Here is a 3,653-nt window from a genome sequence, read left to right on the forward strand (position 1 = left end):
CCACCCCGCCACCCTCCCACCTCCCTAGTTCGTCCACCTCCCCACAAGTCCGACCGCTACTTAAAGCCAAATGTTGTTGTCACGCTTATATCGGCGGCGGTCGGTGAAAATTTTGATGGGAATTTTTACTAGGGGATATTATGTTTGTAGTATTTTGCAATCTCCCCTAGTAAATTTTTATTTCTCCCAGAGATGCAAACCCAAGCCAAACTTGGCGCAGCACCTTCTTAGGGCACTTGCTTCAGCATTTGAGCAAGGATCGCCATAGCCATCAACTTCGCTTTCTTCCTGTCCGGTCGCTTCGCGGACAAAATCGCCCTCTTGTGCGCGAATAGTCAGCCTTCCCTCAACGACCGTGCGATCGCCAAGGTATTGCACTCTAATTTCCCAGTCATAGCCTGGTGCATAGTATTCAAGCAATTTGATGTAAGTTGACCAGCTTACATAATCAACCTCACCAGTTTTAACTAGCTGCCCGTTTCTGCGACTGAAAACTGGCTTCTGTTTGATGAATCTGGAAGGAATTGGTTTGGCGAAATCTTCAAGAATTTCTAGAATAGATCGCCTGAAAGAGCCAATACGGGGATTATTTTTCTCTATTGCTTGCATTTGCTTAAAATTCCTCCCAGTCTTCTGAATAAGTCCAGTTTTTTGATGCCTCAATTTCAGCTTGAACCTGCTCGAATTGCTGACACAGTTCGCCATTCGCTAATTTGCGCTTGGTTTCATGCCAGCCTTGTAAATAGTAGTAGTCTTGGCTTTGGGGAGAGAGCAGGGCTAATGCGTCATATTGCCCATCAATATAGTTATCCCTTGCGTCCGCGTCTGCGGCGGCGCTGTCGTCGTAGTGCATAATAAAAGTTGGAAAATTTTTAAATTCAACTAATCCCCCCATCTCTTAAATGAGGGGATTTTTGTTTATCTACGCCACAGCTTCTAAGCTAGCGATCGCCGTCCGTGCCTCCAGCTTGGCAACCGAGAACTCATTTCTTAGTAAGTTCAACTGGATTGTTGCGCGATCGCGTTGTAACTTGGCATCTTTGAGACGAGACTTGATATCTAAATAATCCTGGTCTTGCTGCATTTCTAGCCGCTTGGCTTTCCGCATTTGGTCATTTTTCATGGAACTGTCACTAGCGATCGCAGCTTCAATGTCCGCGTCCATGAAAGATAACTGCTCTGAATAAATCTCAATATCAAGAGAAGCCTGTAACAAAGACTCTTCAAGGCAAGCAATAGCTTTGGGATACTGATTTAATTTCAATTGGTTCATTGGAAAATCCTTAAATTCAACTGTCTTTATTATACAAAGAATCTTTGTTAAACACAAGTATTCTATTGTATTTTGTAAAGAAAATGTTAGGATGGGAATATATGGAATTTACAAAGGATTATGGTCAAAAAGCTGAATGTCAAAGTGACCGCCGAGCAGATGGCGATCGCGCATGAAAACGGCATCCACACCAATACCGTGTATGCTCGATTAAAGAACGGCTGGGAGCTAACTAAAGCCATTACCGAGCCACCAAAGAAGCTGCCCCAGTTAGCGAAGTTGAAGCGTAATGAGGAAGGGTCATTAATCGCAGAGCAGCCTAAAGGTCGTCTTCGATCGCTGAGGCTAGACCAGGATTTGGATGATGCAGTTGATAAAGCGATCGCTGAAAGTGGACTGACGATGGCTGATTGGTTCTCTGAAATTGTGCGTAAGAATATAAGTTCAAAAAAGAGGAAAACCGCATAAAAAAAAGCGATTCAGTAGTGAATCACTCTTCAAAAGCAAATTTAGGGTATTTACTCTTGGTTATAAGCTCTACCTGATAAAATTGCTTCTTTCTCTAAATCCTCCCAAGATTTCTCATGGGATTGCAGAAAATAGTTGCAGGATGGGCATTGAATACATTTCCAATTTTCCCCAGGGAACCAATGTTCGTTAATCCAGCCATCCTGTTTTGACCTAAATTCAGGCTTTTCTCTAACTAATTTAACTTCGCAATTATGACAATAAATCATCATTTTTATTTCTCCTAAATGCCCCAACTCAACTAATTATATTATTGCATAATCTTTTGTAATTAACAAGCATTCTATTGTAAAATAGAGAAAATCAATCAAGGAAAAAATCAAAGATGACACCTGAAGAAATCGAGAAAATTATTCAATCAAATTCCAAAGCGATCGCTAGTAATAGCGACACGATTGCTGAGACTCGAAGAGAAGTAAGCGCTTTGTATCAAGCCACGTCAGAATTAATTCGCGATCGCGCGGTGATGTACGAAATTCTGCGAGGACTAAATGAAGACAGAGTAGTGCTTCATGAAAATCTAGCCTCGATTGCGGAAAATGTAGCCAGAATCGCCGAGAGTCTGATTGATCGGGAGTAAATAAAATGGGGCGACGATCGCCCCAAAAGACAAAAGTAGAAATTTCTAAGTTTTTGAATGAAAGTCGTGCGCTAACGCGCGTTTATTTATTGGCGCGTGCGTCGTCGTCGTCTCATGGGGAAGGAGAGGAGCCGCCGCCGCCGCCCGCGCATTGGGGTGGGATGGTGGGCGCGACTGAGGAGAGGCGGGGGCAAGCGAAAATATTAACTATATACCTCGATCGCGCCGACCCCCGCCCGACGAAGAAGCAATTGATTAACTTATATTTTTATTAATAAATTTAAGAATTTGATAGCCAAGATTGACTACCAAATTCAATGAATTAAATTATCGTAACTATCACTTCTGAATCATTTCTCATCACTCTGAATATATCTATGTGAATGCTAAGTTCTCTTGTAAACATTATTGCTTCATCTTCATTTGAAAATCTTAAACTCAATACATTATTACTCCTTTGTGAAATAGAAACTTCTGAATTAATTCGATACGCAACACTAATTGCAAATTCAATACTCATAAAAAACTCCAAAAAACTACATTTTCTTCATTACGGAGGGAGTCAAGGGCAAGACAGACCAAATAAAAAACGCGAAGCAACCACATAAATAGGTCTGTCGCAGTTCATCGAAGACCCTTGACCCCGTAGTTACAATAGGAAAGCTGTTTTTTGGAATTCCGCGAGCTGTGGATCGTGCAGGGGGCTGGCTTGTTTGAGCGATAGCGAGTTTGCCAGTCCCCTGCCGCCCCAGCGAGCAATTACCCCACGCGATCGCATTAAGACCTGAATGCCTTTTTCTCGTTGCCTAGTGAAGCTATTTGCGATCGCGATTAAAATTATTTGCTCCTTCGTCGGGCAGGGCTTACGCTTCGAGGTAAATTAATTAATTTTTGAGCTAGCCCTGCCTCTCCTCAGTCGCGCCGCCATCCCACCCCCAGCCTTCCCACCTACAATCGATCGCCTCAAAAAATAGTTTATCGATCGATACCGAACAATTCTTTATTTGCCTTGGAAGAAAGCATAATTACTGTTTTGTCATTAAGCTCAACACGATTACCAAGCTCTATTCCTTGTTGATAAAATTCTGCGGCTTCTGATGAAGTTGCAAACTCTATATGAAGACCTTTTTCAGTGGGATAAACACGCTTAGCAGAAAACTCCATAATCTCTCCTCAATTCGATTAAAAATTTCTAAAAATATGACATTTTGAGAATACTATTAATAACAATTATTTCGCATTATTAGGCTCGCCACATCCTCCCCCACCCCC

General features: G+C 42.2%; 6 protein-coding genes. 2 read left to right on the forward strand and 4 right to left on the reverse strand.

Annotated elements, in window-relative coordinates:
• Window positions 1-177: 177 nt before the first annotated feature.
• From NIES592_RS23900 to NIES592_RS23910, 3 genes are all read right to left on the reverse strand, one after another.
• Window positions 178-609: a hypothetical protein gene (locus NIES592_RS23900; protein WP_073557118.1), complete on the reverse strand. Its 432-nt coding sequence runs from the start codon at window positions 607-609 to the stop codon at window positions 178-180.
• A 4-nt stretch (window positions 610-613) separates the two neighbouring features.
• Window positions 614-853, reverse strand: a complete 240-nt coding sequence (locus tag NIES592_RS23905) for a hypothetical protein (protein WP_139253792.1) — start codon at window positions 851-853, stop codon at window positions 614-616.
• Between the two features lie 69 nt (window positions 854-922).
• Window positions 923-1,273: a hypothetical protein gene (locus tag NIES592_RS23910; RefSeq protein WP_083602524.1), complete on the reverse strand. Its 351-nt coding sequence runs from the start codon at window positions 1,271-1,273 to the stop codon at window positions 923-925.
• Between the two features lie 120 nt (window positions 1,274-1,393).
• On the opposite strand from NIES592_RS23910, the gene NIES592_RS23915 reads away from it, so the two are divergent.
• Together NIES592_RS23915 and NIES592_RS23925 are read left to right on the forward strand one after the other, a co-directional pair.
• Entirely contained in the window at window positions 1,394-1,741 is a 348-nt protein-coding gene (locus tag NIES592_RS23915; RefSeq protein ID WP_073557120.1) for a hypothetical protein, read from the forward strand.
• 385 nt (window positions 1,742-2,126) lie between these two features.
• Window positions 2,127-2,381 carry a hypothetical protein gene (locus NIES592_RS23925; protein WP_073557122.1) on the forward strand — a complete coding sequence of 85 codons (255 nt, stop codon included), beginning with the start codon at window positions 2,127-2,129 and terminating at the stop codon, window positions 2,379-2,381.
• 975 nt (window positions 2,382-3,356) lie between these two features.
• Here the strand turns inward: NIES592_RS23925 and NIES592_RS23935 are convergent.
• Entirely contained in the window at window positions 3,357-3,545 is a 189-nt protein-coding gene (locus NIES592_RS23935; RefSeq protein ID WP_073557124.1) for a hypothetical protein, read from the reverse strand.
• Window positions 3,546-3,653 lie beyond the last annotated feature (108 nt).

The organism is Fischerella major NIES-592, assembly GCF_001904645.1.
GTDB lineage: Bacteria > Cyanobacteriota > Cyanobacteriia > Cyanobacteriales > Nostocaceae > Fischerella > Fischerella thermalis.

What these genes read in the sequence shown, in the direction of transcription:
- NIES592_RS23900 (WP_073557118.1), bottom strand. Translation starts at nt 609, where the DNA reads ATGCAAGCAATAGAGAAAAATAATCCCCGTATTGGCTCTTTCAGGCGA.
- NIES592_RS23905 (WP_139253792.1), bottom strand. Translation starts at nt 853, where the DNA reads ATGCACTACGACGACAGCGCCGCCGCAGACGCGGACGCAAGGGATAAC.
- NIES592_RS23910 (WP_083602524.1), bottom strand. Translation starts at nt 1,273, where the DNA reads ATGAACCAATTGAAATTAAATCAGTATCCCAAAGCTATTGCTTGCCTT.
- NIES592_RS23915 (WP_073557120.1), top strand. Translation starts at nt 1,394, where the DNA reads ATGGTCAAAAAGCTGAATGTCAAAGTGACCGCCGAGCAGATGGCGATC.
- NIES592_RS23925 (WP_073557122.1), top strand. Translation starts at nt 2,127, where the DNA reads ATGACACCTGAAGAAATCGAGAAAATTATTCAATCAAATTCCAAAGCG.
- NIES592_RS23935 (WP_073557124.1), bottom strand. Translation starts at nt 3,545, where the DNA reads ATGGAGTTTTCTGCTAAGCGTGTTTATCCCACTGAAAAAGGTCTTCAT.